Annotated in this window: 17 protein-coding genes; 1 reads left to right on the plus strand and 16 read right to left on the minus strand. The window is 61.9% G+C overall.

Annotated elements, in window-relative coordinates:
• Window positions 1-33: 33 nt before the first annotated feature.
• The 5 genes from AC07VI_RS00605 to rpsF all read right to left on the minus strand — a co-directional run bounded on the left by AC07VI_RS00605 (window position 34) and on the right by rpsF (window position 3,060).
• The gene (locus tag AC07VI_RS00605; protein ID WP_071322553.1) at window positions 34-1,419 is read right to left on the minus strand and encodes a replicative DNA helicase; all 1,386 of its coding nucleotides are present in this window, start codon (window positions 1,417-1,419) and stop codon (window positions 34-36) included.
• Between the two features lie 135 nt (window positions 1,420-1,554).
• On the minus strand, window positions 1,555-2,010 hold the full coding sequence (gene rplI, locus AC07VI_RS00610) for a 50S ribosomal protein L9 (protein ID WP_034783456.1): 456 nt from the start codon (window positions 2,008-2,010) through the stop codon (window positions 1,555-1,557).
• Between the two features lie 27 nt (window positions 2,011-2,037).
• Window positions 2,038-2,328 carry a 30S ribosomal protein S18 gene (gene rpsR / locus AC07VI_RS00615; protein ID WP_010400024.1) on the minus strand — a complete coding sequence of 97 codons (291 nt, stop codon included), beginning with the start codon at window positions 2,326-2,328 and terminating at the stop codon, window positions 2,038-2,040.
• 25 nt (window positions 2,329-2,353) lie between these two features.
• Window positions 2,354-2,653 carry a primosomal replication protein N gene (gene priB, locus AC07VI_RS00620; protein WP_086144118.1) on the minus strand — a complete coding sequence of 100 codons (300 nt, stop codon included), beginning with the start codon at window positions 2,651-2,653 and terminating at the stop codon, window positions 2,354-2,356.
• A 20-nt stretch (window positions 2,654-2,673) separates the two neighbouring features.
• Complete coding sequence (rpsF, locus tag AC07VI_RS00625; protein ID WP_010400028.1) at window positions 2,674-3,060, minus strand: 30S ribosomal protein S6; 387 nt, start codon at window positions 3,058-3,060, stop codon at window positions 2,674-2,676.
• A 265-nt stretch (window positions 3,061-3,325) separates the two neighbouring features.
• Here rpsF and lexA point away from each other — a divergent pair, with 265 nt between their 5' ends.
• Window positions 3,326-3,958, plus strand: a complete 633-nt coding sequence (gene lexA, locus AC07VI_RS00630; RefSeq protein WP_086144117.1) for a transcriptional repressor LexA — start codon at window positions 3,326-3,328, stop codon at window positions 3,956-3,958.
• 210 nt (window positions 3,959-4,168) lie between these two features.
• Here lexA and AC07VI_RS00635 read toward each other — a convergent pair whose 3' ends face one another.
• The 11 genes from AC07VI_RS00635 to AC07VI_RS00685 all read right to left on the minus strand — a co-directional run bounded on the left by AC07VI_RS00635 (window position 4,169) and on the right by AC07VI_RS00685 (window position 17,529).
• On the minus strand, window positions 4,169-5,410 hold the full coding sequence (locus AC07VI_RS00635; RefSeq protein WP_086144116.1) for a cystathionine gamma-synthase family protein: 1,242 nt from the start codon (window positions 5,408-5,410) through the stop codon (window positions 4,169-4,171).
• A gap of 43 nt (window positions 5,411-5,453) precedes the next feature.
• Window positions 5,454-6,977, minus strand: coding sequence for an amidophosphoribosyltransferase (purF, locus tag AC07VI_RS00640; RefSeq protein ID WP_086144115.1), 1,524 nt, complete (start codon window positions 6,975-6,977; stop codon window positions 5,454-5,456).
• Window positions 6,978-7,016: 39 nt separating this feature from the next.
• A complete protein-coding gene (locus tag AC07VI_RS00645) occupies window positions 7,017-7,505 on the minus strand; it encodes a CvpA family protein (protein WP_086144114.1) in 489 nt (162 codons plus the stop codon).
• A gap of 20 nt (window positions 7,506-7,525) precedes the next feature.
• On the minus strand, window positions 7,526-8,503 hold the full coding sequence (locus AC07VI_RS00650) for an SPOR domain-containing protein (protein ID WP_099375061.1): 978 nt from the start codon (window positions 8,501-8,503) through the stop codon (window positions 7,526-7,528).
• Window positions 8,504-8,527: 24 nt separating this feature from the next.
• Window positions 8,528-9,826 carry a bifunctional tetrahydrofolate synthase/dihydrofolate synthase gene (gene folC, locus AC07VI_RS00655; protein WP_086144112.1) on the minus strand — a complete coding sequence of 433 codons (1,299 nt, stop codon included), beginning with the start codon at window positions 9,824-9,826 and terminating at the stop codon, window positions 8,528-8,530.
• 103 nt (window positions 9,827-9,929) lie between these two features.
• Entirely contained in the window at window positions 9,930-10,802 is an 873-nt protein-coding gene (accD, locus tag AC07VI_RS00660) for an acetyl-CoA carboxylase, carboxyltransferase subunit beta (protein WP_010400390.1), read from the minus strand.
• Window positions 10,803-10,999: 197 nt separating this feature from the next.
• The gene (gene trpA / locus AC07VI_RS00665) at window positions 11,000-11,797 is read right to left on the minus strand and encodes a tryptophan synthase subunit alpha (protein ID WP_086144111.1); all 798 of its coding nucleotides are present in this window, start codon (window positions 11,795-11,797) and stop codon (window positions 11,000-11,002) included.
• A gap of 101 nt (window positions 11,798-11,898) precedes the next feature.
• Complete coding sequence (gene trpB / locus AC07VI_RS00670; RefSeq protein ID WP_099375059.1) at window positions 11,899-13,149, minus strand: tryptophan synthase subunit beta; 1,251 nt, start codon at window positions 13,147-13,149, stop codon at window positions 11,899-11,901.
• The gene (locus AC07VI_RS00675; protein ID WP_099420253.1) at window positions 13,142-13,825 is read right to left on the minus strand and encodes a phosphoribosylanthranilate isomerase; all 684 of its coding nucleotides are present in this window, start codon (window positions 13,823-13,825) and stop codon (window positions 13,142-13,144) included. Before AC07VI_RS00675 ends, trpB begins: the two co-directional genes overlap by 8 nt.
• A 22-nt stretch (window positions 13,826-13,847) precedes the next feature.
• Window positions 13,848-14,651: a tRNA pseudouridine(38-40) synthase TruA gene (gene truA, locus AC07VI_RS00680; RefSeq protein ID WP_086144108.1), complete on the minus strand. Its 804-nt coding sequence runs from the start codon at window positions 14,649-14,651 to the stop codon at window positions 13,848-13,850.
• A 385-nt stretch (window positions 14,652-15,036) separates the two neighbouring features.
• Window positions 15,037-17,529: a motility hub landmark protein FimV gene (locus AC07VI_RS00685; protein ID WP_492995328.1), complete on the minus strand. Its 2,493-nt coding sequence runs from the start codon at window positions 17,527-17,529 to the stop codon at window positions 15,037-15,039.
• Window positions 17,530-17,537: the final 8 nt, after the last annotated feature.

Below are 17,537 nucleotides of genomic sequence, written 5' to 3' on the forward strand. Positions count from 1 at the left end.
GGCGGCCGATGGAATTGCCAGTGCTGCTGAGTCTTAGTCGCCTTGGTAAAGCGCCAGGCCACCACTGTAATTGCCAAATTTGGTGTACTGCCCCATGAAGGTGAGGCGGATGCTGCCGATTGGACCGTTACGCTGTTTACCGATGATGATTTCGGCCGTTCCCTTGTCCGGCGAGTCGGGGTTATACACCTCGTCGCGGTAAATGAACAGGATCACGTCGGCATCCTGCTCGATAGCGCCCGATTCGCGCAAGTCGGACATCACGGGACGTTTGTTCGGGCGTTGCTCCAGCGAGCGGTTCAGCTGGGACAGCGCGATCACGGGACAGCCGAGTTCCTTCGCCAGGCCCTTCAAGCCCCGCGAAATCTCGGAAATTTCCGTGGCGCGGTTGTCGCCCGGGGTATTGGCCGACATCAGCTGCAAATAGTCGACGATGATCAGGCCAAGCTTGCCGCATTGACGCGACAGACGGCGCGAGCGGGCGCGCAATTCGATGGAATTGAGCGCCGGCGTTTCATCGATGTACAACTGCGCGTCGTTCATCTTCTGGATTGCATTCGTCAGGCGCGGCCAGTCTTCGTCGTTCAGGCGGCCCGTGCGCAGGCGGTGCTGGTCCAGCTGGCCGACGGAGCCGAGCATACGCATGGCCAGCTGGGCGCCGCCCATCTCCATCGAGAACACGGCCACGGGCAAGCCGCTGTCGATGGCCACGTTTTCGCCGATGTTGACGGAAAACGCCGTCTTGCCCATCGACGGACGTCCCGCCACGATCACCAGGTCGCCCGGCTGCAGACCCGAGGTCATGCGGTCGAGGTCGATGAAACCGGTGGGCACGCCCGTGATTTCACTCTGGTTGTCGCGGCTGTACAGTTCGTCGATGCGCTCGACCACTTGCGTCAGCAGGGGCTGGATGGCGGTCCAGCCCTGGGCGCCGCGCGCGCCTTCTTCGGCGATGGCGAAAATCTTCGATTCGGCCTCGTCAAGCATCTGCTTGACTTCCTTGCCTTGCGGGCTGAAGGCCGTGCCGGAGATATCGTCGGCGACGGTGATGAGCTTGCGCAGCACGCCGCGGTCGCGCACGATTTCGGCATAGCGCCGGATGTTCGCAGCCGATGGCGTATTTTGCGCCATGGCGTTCAGGTAAGCGAGTCCGCCCACATCCTCGGCCTTGCCGAGCTGGGTCAGGGTTTCAAAAACAGTAATGACATCGGCTGGCTTGGAAGCGTTAACCATCTTGACGATTTGCTCGAAGATGATGCGATGGTCATAGCGATAGAAATCCTCCGCATGCATGAAGTCGGCAATGCGGTCATAGGCGGCATTGTCGCGCAGCAGACCACCGATGACGGATTGTTCTGCTTCGATCGAATGCGGCGGAATACGGAGGGAATCCAGTTGCGGATCAGAGGGGGCGTTCATGGCGCGAATTATACCCGCTTCGGCGTGCCGGCAAAAATAAAGGGCTGAAAATGAGCGAAAAAAAGGCCACAAAAAAGCCGGGCGAACCCGGCTTTTCATAGTGCGGCAGCGCTTGCGGGCCAGGCCCGCAGACGATTACGCGTTCGCGTCTGGAACGACAGCGATCACCACTTCCACGACCACGTCGGTGTGCAGAGCAACCGAAACGTTGTGCTCGCCAACGATCTTCAGCGGGCCGGTAGGCATGCGGATTTGTGCTTTTTCAACAGCAAAACCTTGCTTGGTCAGCGCTTCAGCGATGTCGAAGTTGGTGACGGAACCGAACAGACGGCCATCGACGCCAGCTTTTTGAGCAACTTGAACGGTCAGGCCGCTCAGTTTTTCGCCCTGGGCTTGCGATGCGGCCAGTTTGGCGGCAGCAGCTTTTTCCAGTTCGGCGCGCTTGACTTCGAATTCAGCCACAGCGGTTGCCGTGGCACGACGTGCCAGGCGTTGCGGGATCAGGAAGTTACGTGCGTAACCGTCCTTGACTTTGACGACTTCGCCGAGGTTACCGACGTTTACAACTTTTTCTAACAGAATGATTTGCATAGTTCTTCTCCAGGAATATCTGACCGATTAAGCGTGGTGCAGATCGGTGTATGGCAGCAGCGCGAGGAAGCGAGCGCGCTTGATTGCGGTGTCGACTTGGCGCTGGTAGTGCGCTTTGGTACCGGTCAGGCGTGCTGGCATGATCTTGCCGTTTTCCTGGACGAAGTCTTTCAGCGTGTCGACGTCTTTGTAGTCGACTTGCTCAACGTGAGCTGCCGTGAAGCGGCAGAACTTCTTACGTTTGAACAATGGGTTTTGCTGTTTGCGTTTTTCTTTAAGCTTGAGCTTATTTTTGTCGAACTTTTTACCGAATGCCATGTCAGGCTCCTGTATCTAAAATGCGCTAGTCGGGAATGACTGCACTAAAATCAATGATGTGAAACACCAAACTCTTGCTGTTGCGGCTCTTTCTGGCCAGGAAACCCGTGAACTGATAGACCCCGCCCAAGCTTGCCTGGCTGAACCGGCCTGAAATTTCGCCAGCGGCAAGCGCGGCAACATCAAACTCGGTCAAACGGGCAATTCCTGCTTCCATCTGCTGCGAACTGTGTTGCAATACTGCATTCACAATCGGCAGCCCTGCCGGGGTATAGCGCAATATTTCGCGCTCGGCAATGATGGCGGTAACTTGTAGCTGGTTCAGCGCACGATCCTGGTCAGAAATTAAGCGGCTGCGGCTGGAGCGGCTGCTGGTGCTTCGGTGCGGTGGCTTTTGGCCGCGTCTTCGCGTTGTACCGATTTCATCATCGGCGAAGGAGCTGTTTCAGCTTTCTTCATTTTAACGGTCAGGTGACGCAACACGGCATCATTGAATTTGAATGCTGTTTCCAACTCGACCAGGGTCTCGTTGTCGCATTCGATGTTCAGGCAGATGTAGTGTGCTTTAGGCAGCTTTTGGATCGAGTAAGCCATTTGACGGCGGCCCCAATCTTCCACGCGGTGAACCGAACCGCCGCGGGTGGTTACGCTGGCTTTGTAGCGTTCGATCATCGCGGGCACTTGCTCGCTTTGGTCCGGATGGACGATAAAGACTATTTCATAATGACGCATGCAAACTCCTTCAGGTCGGATTAATAATCGCCCACCCCGGCGTCAAGACGGGTGTGGGAAGGTCAGCCGAAGATTATAACCGCCTTTTGCGAACTATTCAATGATTGCTTGCGCCGCGCCCGCCAGCGACCGCCGTTCTTGCCCGAACAGCAGGTTTTCTTTCAAAATCGCTGAAAAAGGCCGAATTCCGCTTGCATAGTGGGCGATACTGTACAAAAATACAGACTGTTCATATAGACAGCATTTTAGTATGCACCCACCGCTCATGATCAAGCTGACAGCACGACAAGAACAAATCCTGAACCTGATCAAGGATGCGATTGAAAACACGGGCTTTCCGCCCACCCGTGCCGAAATCGCCAATGAACTGGGTTTCAAATCGGCCAACGCGGCCGAAGAGCATCTGCAGGCCCTGGCCCGCAAGGGCGCCATCGAGATCTCGCCGGGCACTTCGCGCGGCATCCGCCTGATCGGTGCGGCGGCCGAGGCGCTGCCGAAGGTAGCGCCGGCCCTGCTGATGTCGCTGCCCCTGATCGGCCGCGTGGCGGCCGGCTCCCCCATCCTGGCGCAGGAAAACCTGGAAGCGAGCTACAACGTCGACCCGGCCCTGTTTTCGGCCAAGCCGGACTTCCTGCTGAAAGTGCGTGGCTGGTCCATGCGCGACGCCGGCATCATGGATGGCGACTTATTGGCCGTCAAAAAGGTCGACAGCGCCAAGAACGGGCAGATCGTCGTTGCCCGCATCGGCGACGAAGTCACCGTCAAGCGCTACAAGAAGACGGGCTCCGTCATCGAACTGTTCCCGGAAAATCCCGACTTCAAGGTCATCACCGTATCGCCGGAAGACGAATTCGCCCTGGAAGGTTTAGCCGTAGGTTTGATGCGCAGCTGGCATTAAGTTGCACGCCGGGGTCAGACCCGCCGGGTCTGACCCCAGTTTTTAGTTGCCCCCGTCTCATGCCTGACACGCAAGTTTCAATGCCCGACAAAACCGTCGCGAGCGGAAGGGAAAGGTGGCCGAGAAGCGGAACCATACTCAGTACGGGGGCGCCGAGCCGGTGAGCATCGCAAGCCGCCTATACCGACGCGCAGCAGGTTTGGCTGGACATCATTCCTCAAGCGCGCTGCTGAAATCCTCGAGCAGATCCACCTCGTCCTCGATACCGACGGAAACGCGGATCAGCGACTCGGCGATGCCCATGCTGGCGCGCCGCTCGGCCCCCATCTCGTAGAAAATCGTGTGGGCGACGGGAATGACGAGGGTGCGCGTGTCACCGAGGTTACTGGCTGGAATGGCCAGATTCAGGCGATTCAGGAAATCGAAGCAATCGATGCCATCCTTCAACTCAAAACTGAACAACGAACCATAGCTGCGGAACAGGTCCGTCGCCAGCGCGTGCTGCGGGTGCGACGGCAAGCCCGGATAGTGCACGGCAGCGACGCGCGGGTCCGCCTGCAGCATCGTCGCCAGCGCCAGGGCGTTCGAGCAGGTGCGATCCAGGCGCAAGGCCATGGTTTCCGCGCCGACGGCGAGATGGTGCGCCGCTTCCGGGCCCAGCGAGGCGCCGAAATCGCGCAAGGCCTTGGCGCGGATCTGCGCGATGCCCCACTGGGCCGGCGCCGCCTTCTTGTAATTCTCGAAAATGTTCGGATACTGTGTCCAGTCGAACACACCCGTGTCCGTCAAGCTGCCGCCGAGCGCATTGCCGTGGCCGCCGATGGATTTCGTCAAGGCGTTGACCACCAGGCCCGCGCCCACGGCTTTCGGGCGGAACAGGTAGGGCGTCGTCATGGTGTTGTCGACGATGTACAAAATGCCCTTCTCGCGGCACAGGTCACCGATTTTTTTCAGGTCAGCGATTTGTGTGCGCGGATTGGCAATAGTTTCCACGAAAACAATCCGCGTGGCCGGCGTGATGGCGGCCGCCACATTCGCCACATCGGTGGCGTCGACGAAGGACACGGCCATGCCCTGTCCCGTTACCGTTTGCCACAGGCTGTTGGTATTGCCGAACAGAAAGGCCGACGACACCACGTGGTCGCCCGCGCGCAGCAAGGACTGCACCACGGCGCCGATGGCGCCCATGCCGGTGGCGAAGCACAGGGTCGCCACGCCGTCTTCCATCTTGTTGACCTTGTCTTCCAGCGCGGACACGGTCGGGTTACCCTGGCGGCCATAGCGAAAGCCCGGCTCCTTGCCCTGGAAGACGGAGGCGAGCTGGCGCGCGTCGCCGTAGCCGAAGGCAACGGAGGTGTGCACGGGCTTGTGCAGCGAGCCGTGCTCGATGCCCTTGCGGCGGTCGTTATGCAGGATGGTGGTGGTAAAGCCGTAGTTTTTTTTATCGTTCATGATCGCGGAGCAAAAAAAGCCCGGCGCTAGCCGGGCAAGATAATTACGCTTCTGTCGTTGCCAGGTTCAGGTTCAGCTGGGAACGGGGCGTATCTTCGGGCGCTGCCGCCTTCGGATGGTGGCGCGCATATTCGAGGCGGTCCAGGTATTCCTGCGACACGTCGCCCGTCACGTAGACGCCGTCGAAGCATGACGCCTCGAAGTTCGTCAGGGCCGGGTTGACGTCGGCAATCGCCTGCTTGAGGGCGCCGATGTCCTGGTACACCAGGTAATCGGCCGTGATTTCGCGGCACACTTCTTCCGTCGTGCGGCCGTAGGCGATCAGCTCGTCACGCGTCGGCATGTCGATGCCGTATACGTTCGGGTAGATCACCGGCGGCGCGGCCGAGGCGAAGATGACCTTCGTCGCGCCCGCTTCGCGCGCCATCTGCACGATTTCACGGCTGGTGGTGCCGCGCACGATGGAGTCATCGACCAGCAAGACCACTTTGTCCTTGAATTCCGATGGAATCGCGTTGAGCTTCTGGCGCACGGATTTCTTGCGCGCCGCCTGGCCCGGCATAATAAAAGTGCGGCCGATGTAGCGGTTCTTGATGAAGCCTTCGCGGTACTCGATGTTGAGCGCCATGGCCAGCTGGATGGCGGCCGGACGCGAGGAGTCGGGAATCGGCATGACCACGTCGATATGCACGCCAGGCAACTCGGTGCGGATTTTTTCCGCCAGGTATTCGCCCATTTTCAGGCGCGTGGCGTACACGGAGGCGCCGTCGATGACGGAATCGGGACGGGCCAGGTAGACGAATTCGAACACGCACGGATTCAGGCTGGCGTTATCGGCGCACTGAGCGCTATGCAATTGCTTGTCGGCATCGATGAAGACGGCTTCGCCGGGGCCGATGTCACGCACGAAGCGGAAACCCATGCCTTCCAGGGCCACGGATTCGGAGGCGATCAGGTATTCAGGCCCCTGCTCCGTTTCATTGATACCCAGGCACAGCGGGCGGATGCCGTGCGGGTCGCGGAAGGCCAGCAAGCCCACGCCGGCGATTTGCGCCACGGCGGCATAGCCGCCCTTGACGCGGCGGTTCAGCACGGTGACCGCCTTGAAGATGGCGTCGGGGTCCAGGTTCAGGCCCGTCGTCGCTTCCTGGATTTCATGCGCCAGCACGTTGAGCAGCACTTCCGAGTCGGAATCGGTATTGATGTGACGGCGGTCGTTCTTGAACATTTCCTGCTTCAACTGCTCCCAGTTGGTCAGGTTGCCATTGTGCGCCAGCGTGATGCCGAACGGCGCATTCACATAAAACGGCTGTGCTTCCTCTTCGCTCGACGAACCGGCCGTCGGGTAACGGCAGTGGCCGATGCCCGTAGTGCCTTGCAGCGAACGCATATTGCGCGTACGGAAGACGTCACGCACGAGGCCGTTGGCCTTGTGCATGGAAAACATACTGCTGTGATTTGTCGCAATCCCTGCCGCATCCTGACCGCGATGTTGCAAGAGCAACAATGCATCATAGAGCAATTGATTGACAGGTTGATGGGAAACGACGCCGACGATGCCACACATGGTGTGCTCCTAAACTGTGCTACTGATTTTAAAAAAAATTCAAAATTTCACATGCTGCGCGTAGGCGGCAGGCAGATAAGGCTTGATGGCGCGCGCGCCCTGCTCCGCGAGCGGGCTGAGCAGCGCGTTTTTCCAGAAGGGCTGCTGCGGTACGGAAGTCATGCCGCACAAGATGACGGCGGTCAGCACGATCACAAGGCCCCGCGCCAGGCCGAACAGGCTGCCCAGGGTACGGTCAGCCAGGCTCAGGCCTGTCACCTTGACCAGCGCGTCGACCGTCATGGACAGCAATCCCATCAAAATGCGCACGCCGATGAACAGCACGACGAAAGCCAGCAACAGACGGATGGCTTCGCCCGGCACGGCTTCCGGCAGGAATTTCGCCAGGGTGGCGCCATAGGCGTTGGCAATGACGAACGCCACGATCCAGCTGACCAGCGACAGTATTTCCTTGACCAGGCCGCGCATCATGCTGATCAGCACGGACGTGGCCAGCACGAACAGCACCAGGTAATCGAAGATCGTCACGCGCGTTCAGCCTTGCATCGTCACACCGGCACCAGGCTGCCGCCCAGGCCCAGTTTTTGCAGCTTGGCGCGTGTCTTTTCCGCATCGTCACGGCTGCCGAACGGCCCCACTCTTACACGGATGCGCTCGCCCGCCGGGCTGGAGACTTTCTGCGTGTACGACTTGATGCCTGCTTCCCGCAGCTTCTCCTGCAATTCGTCGACCTTGTCCTGCGTCGCCAGGGCCGCCACCTGCACCACGAACTTGCCATTGCCGGCATCGTGCGCTTTTTCCTGTGGCTTATCGAGCGGCTTGCCCTCCAGAATTGCCATGGCGCGCGCCGCATCGTCGGCCGACTGCGCCGGCTTGGCCGGTTTCGGCTCCGGCTTGGCTTCCGGTTTTACTTCATGTTTGGGTTCCGGCTTCGGTTCAGGCTTGGGCTCGTGCCTGGCTTCCGGCTTGGGCTCGTGTTTCGGCTCCGGCTTCGGCTCCACCTTGACAGGCTTGGGTTCAGGTTTCGGCTCGACATAGGCCGGCTTCACCGGCGCAGGCTCGGCAGCTGCCAACACGGGTGCCGGCGCCGGCTTGGGCCTGGCGACTGGCGGCAGCGGCGCATCGACAATTTCCTCGGACTGGTCCAGGCCAGTGTTTGCAGCCGCCTGGGCTGGCATGGCCGGCACCGGGGCCGGCGCAGGCGCAGCAGCCGCCTTTTCTTTCGAGGGGATGTCGATGGCGATGTCGTTGACGGGCGCTTTCGGTTCGGAATCGAGCAGCATCGGCAAGCCGACGGCGACGCCCAGGGCCAGGGCGATGGCCCCGACCAGGCGGCGGCGTGCGCGCTTTTTTTCAGGCAAGACCGGGTCCGGCGTTTCCTTGCCGCCACGGCGCGATCCGCCGCCACCGGAGGTGTTGGCAGCGCGTTTGCGGGTCGGCGACTGTGCTTCGCCAGGGACATAAAAGCCGCTGTCTTCGCCAGAGGATTCTTGCTTGTTTTTAAACAGTTTCGAGAACAAGCCCATGCGTGATTTTCAGTCGAGTGCGTTTCAGTGAAGTGAGGATTTTCGGGCCTTCATCACGCCGGCAACGGTGAGGAAAGAACCAAAGACCACAATTCTATCATTCTCACCGGCCCGGCTCATTGCATTTGCAAAAGCTTGTGCCGGATCATCGAAAATAGACACAGTATGCTCGCTGCTGTCGGGTTTATCTTCCAACATGATCTGCACCTTGGCGGCCAGCTCGGAGGCCGTGGCCGCGCGCGGCGACGGCAGGCCCGCCAGGCACCAGTGATCGACGTGCTCGCTCATGGCGGCGAGCACGCCATCGATATCCTTGTCGTGCATGGAGCCGAACACGGCATAGGTGTACGGGTGGAATCCCATATTGCCCAGGTTCTGGTTGAGGGCCGAGGCCGCGTGGGGATTATGCGCTACATCAAGGATCACGCTGGGACGGCCAGGCAAGACCTGGAAGCGGCCCGGCAGTTCCACCGTCACGAGGCCCGTGCGCACTTCCTGCGCGCCCACGGGCAGTTTCAATTTCAGCACTTCCAGCGCGGCCAGCACGGCCGTCGCATTGAGGATCTGGTTGGCGCCGCGCAAGCTCGGGTAGGCCAGCGAATTGCGGCGCTGTTCGCGCCCGCCATAGTTCCACTGCTGCTTGTCGCCCGAATAGTTGAAATCGCGGCCCATCAGCCACAGGTCGGCGCCGATGGCCTCGGCATGGTCGATCAAGGATTGCGGCGGCACGGGGTCGCTGCAGATGGCCGCCTTGCCCGGGCGGAAGATGCCGGCTTTTTCAAAGCCGATCGCTTCGCGCGTGTCGCCCAGGTAATCCGTGTGGTCGATATCGACGCTGGTGACGATGGCCACGTCCGCGTCGATCACATTGACGGCGTCCAGGCGCCCGCCCAGGCCCACTTCCAGGATGGCCACGTCGAGCTTGGCCTGCGACAGCAGGTGCAGGATGGCCAGGGTGGTGAATTCGAAATACGTGAGCGGCGTGTCGCCGCGCACGGACTCAACAAAGTTGAAGCTGGCGACAAGCTGTTCGTCGCTGGCCATCTCGCCCAGCACGCGGGCGCGCTCATTGAAATCGAGAAAATGCGGCTTGATGTACAAGCCCACTTTGTATCCGGCGCGCAACAGCACCGATTCCAGCATGGCGCAGGTGGAACCCTTGCCATTCGTGCCCGCCACCATGATCACGGGGCAAGTAAAAGCGAGCTGCATGCGCGCCTTGACGGCTTGCACGCGGTCCAGGCCCATGTTGATCTGGGTTTCCGAATGGCGGGTTTCCAGCAGGGCGAGCCAGTCCGGCAAGGTGGTGGGGAGGTTTTGCATGGGAGACTTCTTGATGAGGAGACAGTGCGCGCGGCGCGCAGACGGTGTGGCGTGGCAACCAGGCGGGTCCGCAGGACACCGCCCGGCCTGTAACTATTTACGATTAAGCAAGCACTTCAACGGCCTGGTTCTGCAACAAGGCCAGCAGACGGGCGATTTCTTCGCGCATCTTGCGGCGGTCGACGATCATGTCGACGGCGCCCTTGGTGACGAGGAACTCGGCGCGCTGGAAGCCTTCCGGCAGTTTTTCGCGCACGGTGTTTTCAATCACGCGCGGGCCGGCGAAGCCGATCAGCGCTTTCGGCTCGGCGATGACGACGTCGCCCATGAAGGCGAACGAAGCGGACACGCCGCCCATGGTCGGGTCGGTCAGCACGCTGATGAATGGCAATTTCTTTTCCGACAACTTGGTCAGCATGGCCGTGGTTTTCGCCATCTGCATCAAGGAAAGCAAGCCTTCCTGCATGCGCGCGCCACCGGTGGCGGTGATGCAAATGAACGGCACTTTCTGCTCCAGTGCGATCTGCGCGCCACGCACGAAGCGCTCGCCCACGACAGAACCCATGGAGCCGCCCATGAACTCGAATTCGAAGCACGCCACGACCACTGGCAGGCTCATGATGGCGCCGCCCATGACAACCATCGCATCGGTCTCGCCCGTCGCTTCCATGGCAGATTTCAGGCGGTCCGGGTATTTCTTGCTGTCCTTGAACTTCAAGGTATCGACAGGCAGGATTTCCTGGCCGATTTCATAGCGGCCGCCCGCGTCGAGCAGGCTGTCGAGGCGTTCACGCGCGCGGATGCGCATGTGGTGATCGCATTTCGGGCACACGTGCAAATTCGATTCCAGGTCCGTACGGTACAGCACGGCTTCGCACGACGGGCACTTGACCCACAGGCCTTCCGGCATGGTCTTGCGCGCGGCAGCATCAGAACGCTGGATGCGCGGTGGCAGCAGTTTTTCCAACCAACTCATATTTTCTCCTTGGGCCCTTGCAGGGGTAGCGTCGGTGGACGCCCCCCGGCAGACGGTCAACGGCGACGCCCCGCGGGGCGCCACCAAAAATTTTATCTATTGCACAATAACAGGCATTCAGTGGCCGAAGTGTAGCCGTTTATCGCCGGGCTGTCGAACTTTGCCGCCAACACATCTTACGTAAAAGGCAAGATTACTCAGGCATCCAGTGCGGCGCGGATGCCAGCTGTAAAGCTGCGCACGGCGTCGACGGCGCCCCCTTCAGGGGCATTTTCAATTTCCTGGATGATGCGGCTGCCGATGACGACGGCATCGGCCACCTTGGCAACGGCCCTGGCTGTGGCGCCATCGCGGATGCCGAAGCCCACGCCGATAGGCAATTTTACATGCTGGCGGATGGCCGCGAGGCGCTCCGCCACCTGTTCCGTATCAATGTTTCCCGCTCCCGTGACACCTTTCAGCGACACGTAATAGCTGAAGCCGCCACCAACCTTGGCCACTTGCGCGATGCGTTCTTCCGTCGAGGTAGGCGCCAGCAAAAAAATCAGGTCGAGTCCCGCCGCCCGCATGGCGGCCGCGAACTGCTCGCACTCTTCCGGCGGATAATCGACGACGATGGCGCCATCGGCGCCTGCAGCTTGCGCTGCATCAATAAACGCGGCGCTGCCGATGCGCTCGATCGGGTTTGCGTAGCCCATCAGCACCACGGGCGTCGTCTGGTTCGTTTCGCGGAACTGGCGCACGTAGCCGAAGACGTCGTGGATGCCGACATTGAATGCCAGCGCCCGCTCGCAGGCGCGCTGGATGACGGGGCCTTCGGCCATGGGATCGGAAAACGGCACGCCCAGCTCCAGCACGTCGGCGCCGCCCTCGACAAGCGCGTGCATCAGGGGCACGGTGGCGTCGGGGCCGGGGTCGCCGGCGGTGATGAAGGTGATCAGGGCGGTCTTGTTGCTGGATTTTAATTGGGCGAAGGTGGTGGCGATACGGGACATGGTTATCTTTCTTGACGGTAAATAAATGGAATATTTTTCAAACCCAACAGCAAATGCTGGGGTCGGACCCTGAGGGTCCGCCCCCGGTTCTTGCTTTCGGGTTAAGAGAAATTCAATCCCATGCGCTCCGCCACCGTATGCATGTCCTTGTCGCCACGGCCCGACAGGTTGGCCAGCACAATCTGGTCTTTCGGCAAGGTAGCCGCCAGCTTGGCCGCGTAGGCCAGCGCGTGCGACGATTCCAGGGCCGGGATGATGCCTTCGATATGGCAGCAGTCGTGGAAGGCCTGCAGCGCCTCGTCGTCCGTGATGGACACGTATTGCGCGCGGCCGGAATCTTTCAACCAGGCATGTTCCGGACCCACGCCCGGATAGTCGAGGCCGGCCGAGACGGAATGCGTCTCGATGATCTGGCCGTTTTCGTCCTGCAGCAGATAGGTGCGGTTGCCATGCAGCACACCGGGGAAACCGGCCGTCAGCGAGGCCGAGTGCTTGCCCGTGTCCAGTCCTTCGCCGGCCGCTTCCACGCCGATCAGCTTGACGTCTTTCTGGTCGATATACGGGTAAAAGATGCCCATGGCGTTCGAGCCGCCGCCGATGCAGGCCAGCACGTAGTCGGGCTGGCGGCCCGTCATTTCCGGCATCTGCACCAGGCATTCCTCGCCGATAACGGACTGGAAGTCGCGCACCATCATCGGATACGGATGGGGGCCGGCCACGGTGCCGATGATGTAAAAGGTGTTTTCGATGTTGGTGACCCAGTCGCGCATGGCTTCGTTCAGCGCGTCCTTGAGGGTCTTCGAACCCGATTCAACGGGTATGACGGTCGCGCCCAGCAATTTCATGCGATACACGTTCTGCGCCTGGCGCTTGACGTCTTCGCTGCCCATGTAGACCACGCATTCGAGGCCGAAGCGGGCGCAGATGGTGGCCGTGGCCACGCCGTGCTGGCCCGCGCCCGTCTCGGCGATGATGCGCGGCTTGCCCATGCGCTTGGCCAGCAGGGCCTGGCCGATCACGTTATTGATCTTGTGCGCGCCCGTGTGGTTCAGGTCTTCGCGCTTGAAGTAGATTTGCGCGCCGCCGGCCATCTCGGACCAGCGCTTGGCGTGGTAGATGGGCGACGGGCGGCCGACGAAGTGTTTCAGCTCGTAGCGGAATTCTTCCAGGAATTCCGGATCGACGCTGTAGCGCGCGTAGGCGTCCTTCAGCTCGGCCAGCGCGTGCGTGAGCGTTTCGGCCACAAACGAGCCGCCGTAGGGGCCAAAGTGGCCGCGCGGGTCGGGAAACGGGTAATCGGCGGCGTGGAACAATGCGGCGGCTGCGCCGGGCGCTGTAGTATGGTCATTCATGGTGGTTTCCTCTGGCAATGATGGCATCGGCATCCTGCACCGCGGCGACGAACGCGCGGACTTTGGATGCGTCCTTGATGCCCTTGGACGCTTCGACACCACTGCTGATGTCGACGGCGTAAGGGCGCACGCGCACCACTGCGTCAGTCGCGTTTTGTACGCTCAAGCCACCACTTAAAACGACCCGAGGCGCGAGTTCTTCTGGAATGAGGGACCAATCGAATACCTTTCCTGCACCGCCATACGCATCCACATAGGTATCGAGCAAGAGGCTCGAGAACAAGGGACTGGCGGCGCGATAGCGCTGTTCGTATTCTAGCAAATCTTCAAAGCGGGTGTCGGTTTTCACCCTGAACACTTGCGTAAACGGTGTATTGACTGCGCCGGCCAGCGCGGCGCTGTGTTCCGGCGTCTCGTCGCCGTGAAATTGCAACAGGGACAAGGGCGCCACGGCCCGGGTCGCCCGCACTTCTTCCACGGTGGCATTGACGAACAGGCCCACTGCCGTTACATACGGGGGAATGGCGGCGATCAGGCTGGCCGCCTGCTCGGGCGTCACGTAACGGGGGCTTTTCGGATAAAACACGAAGCCGATGGCGTCGGCGCCCGCCGCCACGACAGCCTGGATGTCTTCAACGCGGGTCAGGCCGCAGATCTTGATGCGTGTGCGTGGCATGCGATTCCTTTATTGATGCAGCTCAAAACCAGGGCAAGGCGCTGCTGCTGTCTTGCGGCAATTCCCATTTCGGATCGTAGTCGATCTGCGCCAGGTACAGGCCGTCGGGCATGAAGGTGGGCGCCGCCGCGTGGCGATCCTTGCTTTCCAGCAAATGCCCGAGCCAGTCCGGCTTTTCGCGCCCCGTGCCGATGTACACGAGCGAGCCGACCAGGTTGCGCACCATGTGGTGCAGGAAGGCATTGGCCGTAATCGTAAAAATGACGCAATCGCCGCGCCGCTCGATGCGGATGTCGTGCATCAGCTTGACGGGCGACTTGGCCTGGCATTGCGCGGCGCGGAAGGCCGTGAAATCGTGCCAGCCCAAGAGCGGCTGCACGGCTTGCCGCATCAGTTCCACGTCCAGCGGGCGGAAAAAGAAGCCGGCGCGCCCTTCCACCAGCGGCGAACGGGTAGCGTTGTTATACAACACATAATGATAAGTGCGCGCGCGGGCGCTGAAACGGGCGTGGAAGAAGTCATTGACCGTCGGATCGCCTTCAAGTTCCTTGGCCCAGCGCACGGCGATGGACTTTGGCAGGAAGGCGTTGACACCGCGCACCCAGGAATGCACGTCGCGGCTCAATTCTGTATCGAAATGCACGACTTGCTCAAGCGCATGCACGCCCGTGTCCGTGCGGCCGGCGCAGGTGGTGGCCAGGCGCACGCGGGCGAACTGCTCCAGCGCATTTTCCAGCTGGTCCTGCACCGTCTGCCCGTCTTCCTGTTTCTGGTATCCATGCCAGGCCGTGCCGTCGTACTGCAGACCGAGGACGATACGCTTCAATGGCGTTGCTGTCGTAATATTTTGCATCGAAGCATTATACCGGCGCAAAGGCGGCCCCGCCTTCCGGCCACACAAGCGCCTGAGACGGCGTTCAGGGCAAGGCGCGCGGTCGAAGACAGTACGAACAGTACGGCAAGACCGCGCAACGCAGCCATGGACATCGTATCTGGTGCTTGCAAGCGAGCGAGACGGCGTTCAGGGCAAGGCGCGTGGTCGAAGACAGTACGAACAGTACGGCGAGACCGCGCAACGCAGCCATGGACGTCGTATCTGGTGCTTGCAAGCGAGCGAGACGGCGTTCAGGGCAAGGCGCGCGGTCGAAGACAGTACGAACAGTACGGCGAGACCGCGCAACGCAGCCATGGACGTCGTATCGACGCTTGGCTTAGCTGAGCAGCGCGCGCATGGTATTCGCCTTGGCGACCTGCTCTTCGCTGCCGCCCTTGATGACCTCGTCGATCAACTCGCGCGCGCCTTCCTTGTCGCCGATTTCCTGGTAAGCGATCGCCAGGTCCAGCTTGGTATCCATTTCCATGTGGATGGCCGACAGCGGGTCGTCCACGCCCACGCTGGCCGGCTTGTTGTCGTGCAGGTCCAGATCGATGCCGGACAGATCGAGTTCGCGCGCGGGCGGAATGGCGTCCGGCAGCGCGGCGGGCGCTTGCGCATCGTCAAACAGGCTGTCGACGGATGGCTCGGCCGCGGCGAGCGGCGCCGCTGGCGTCGCGGCAGGCGACACCGGCTCGTCCAGGTCGAAATGCGCGAGATCCACGTCCTTCAATGGGTCGGGCAGGGGCGCCAGGCCGGCGCCCACGCCATTCACGGGGCCCGCTGGCGGCTCCAGGTCCAGGCCGAAGTCCATGCTGGCGTCGTACTGGGCCTCGTGCGCAGGCGCGGACGGGGGCGTTTCCGGCCCCGGCATGACGATAGGGTCGCTGGTGGAGACAGGTTCGAAATCGAGGCTGTCGAGGTCAAAATCGAGCGGCTCGCGCGTATCGCGGGCGGCAATGCTGGCCACCGGCTCGGCCGGCGCCAGGTCCGCCAGCGGTGCGGGCGCAGGTGCTTCGTCCGGCAAATCCATGCTCTGGCCGCGCAAGCCATCGTCCACGCCCTTGCTCAGGCTGACGACGGCGTCGTCTTCCGTGTCGCCATACAGGGGATTGGCGGGGTCCAGCGCCAGTCCCAGCGCGGCGGCCTGCGGCCATTCCTCGCCCTGGCCCCGCGTCATGCTGTACAGCTCGCTTGCCTGGTCTTCAAACGCGCGCGCATCGTTGCGGGCCGAATAGATTTCCAGCAGCTTCAGGCGCGCCGCGTGGCGCTCCGGATGGATGCGCAGGGCTTCCTTGAGGATATCTTCCGCCTGGCCGTCGCGGCCGTAGGCGATATACACGTCGGCTTCCGCGACGGGATCCGTTTCATTGCCTTCGAGCACGCTGGCGCCTGCCGCGGCGCCGATGCCCGCGGCGGCGGCGCCTGCGCCGAACAGGTGATTGCTCGCTTCGGACTGCTGGTCTTCCGGCGCCAGGCCGGACAGCGGCGTCACCGGCGCTTCCGGTTCAGATACGGGAGCCTCGCTCTGCGGCGCGGGCGGCGCATCCTTGCGGCGGCGCGCAACCACCAGTGCGGCCACGGCGGCCAGCAGCGCGGCCAGGCCGATGCCGATGGCGCCCAGGTGGTCGTTGATCTTGTCGGCAATCGTCGGTTCCAGCGGCGACGGCTTTTTGACCAGCGGCACGGGCTTGGCCTTGAGAACGGGCGGCTGCGCCTCGGCCGGCGCGCTGGCGACGGCGCCGGCCGCTGCACCTGCCGATGCGCTGGCAGCGGCCTCGGCCGGCTTGGCGGGCGCCGGGGCGCTCTTGTCGGCCATGGCCTTGCTCTTGACCGCCATCAACTTTTCCAGGTCGCTGACGTTCTTTTCCAATTCTTTTACGCGCGCGGCCGCTTCATCGACCTGTTTCGCCTTAGCGATCTTGTCTTCCTCGCTGGCGACGGCGCTCTTGCCGGCCGACTTGGCCGCCGGTTCCGCTTTCGACAGTTTCAGCTTGTCTTGCGACTCGCTCACGGCCGTCGGCTTTTCCTGTACCTTGGTCGCGCCGATCTTGCCGGCCGTGCTTTGCGCCGCCTGCGCCGCCTTGGCCGGCTTGCTTTGCGCGACCTGGCCCGCCAGTTTGTTGCGGTAGGCTTCAAAATCGATGGCGTGCGCCGTCACCACGCCCTTCGCTTCGGCCGCGTCCGTCGCACGGATGGCGTCCGCGCCCGGCACGGCCAGGATGCGCCCGGCCTGCATGCGGTTCATGTTCTCGCCCTTGAAGGCATCGGGATTGGCGCGGTACAGGGCGACGAGCATCATGTCGAGCGACACGCCCGACGGCTTCAATTCGCTGGCGATGCGGCTCAGGGTATCGCCCGGCCTGACCTTGTATTCGCCAGCGGCTTTTTTCTGCGCCGCCGGCGCGGCAGCGGCGCCCGCCTTGCCTTTGCCAGGCTCGGCCGGTGCAGCCACCTGCGCGCCGCGCGTCTGGCGCGCCTCGGGCGTATCGAGCACGAACGCATACTCTCGCACCTGGCGGCCGCTCTTGCTGCTCAGTTCCAGCAGCAGGTCGACCATGGGTTCGGCCACGGCTTGCGCCGAGCTGATGCGGATGAATGGCTTGCCGTTGCGGTTTTCCACGGCGAACGTCAGCGCGTTCAGCGCGGGATTGAATTCCACGTTGGCCTGGCGGTAGGCTTCCGGCGGCGCCAGCTTGGCAAGCAGGCTGGCTGCCTCGCCGGGTTTGATGGCCGACAGTTCGACCTCGGCGCGTAGCGGCTGGCCGGCGGCGGACAGCACCGTGATCTTGCCCAGCTCGGCTGCGGATGCCGCCGGTGACAATAACACCGCACAGG

The sequence above is a fragment of the Janthinobacterium sp. GW821-FHT03A03 genome (assembly GCF_059421435.1).